Genomic DNA, 271 nt, shown 5'->3' with positions numbered 1-271 from the left:
ATCAGGAGGACTCTTGGCAACAAGATCGCGGGACGACCGTGAAGCGAAACGGCGCATCCGGCAGATGGAAGCCAAGCGCGCCCTGCGGCAGGAGCAAGCCAAGAGGCGCAAACGGGATAACTATCTTGCCATTGGTGCCGCCGCTGTGGCGGTGATCCTCGCCGTCGTGCTTCAACTCACCGCGTTCAGTTCGAATCCGAGCGAATCGGAATTCGCTGCCGCGGAAGCCGGCCTCAGCTCAGCGTCGGCCTCCCCTTCTTCGAACAGCCAG

General features: G+C 62.4%; 1 protein-coding gene. It reads left to right on the top strand.

The annotated features are described in order from the left end of the window. Positions 1–64: 64 nt before the first annotated feature. A partial coding sequence (locus SCA31_RS23530; RefSeq protein ID WP_410699432.1) for a hypothetical protein occupies positions 65–271 on the top strand: 207 nt, incomplete at its 3' end.

This window comes from Chryseobacterium sp. SIMBA_028 (assembly GCF_046535285.1).
Classification (GTDB): Bacteria; Bacteroidota; Bacteroidia; order Flavobacteriales; family Weeksellaceae; genus Chryseobacterium.
The sequence above is the reverse complement of the archived record's forward strand: the minus strand, read 5'-3'. Positions and strand labels throughout refer to the sequence as shown.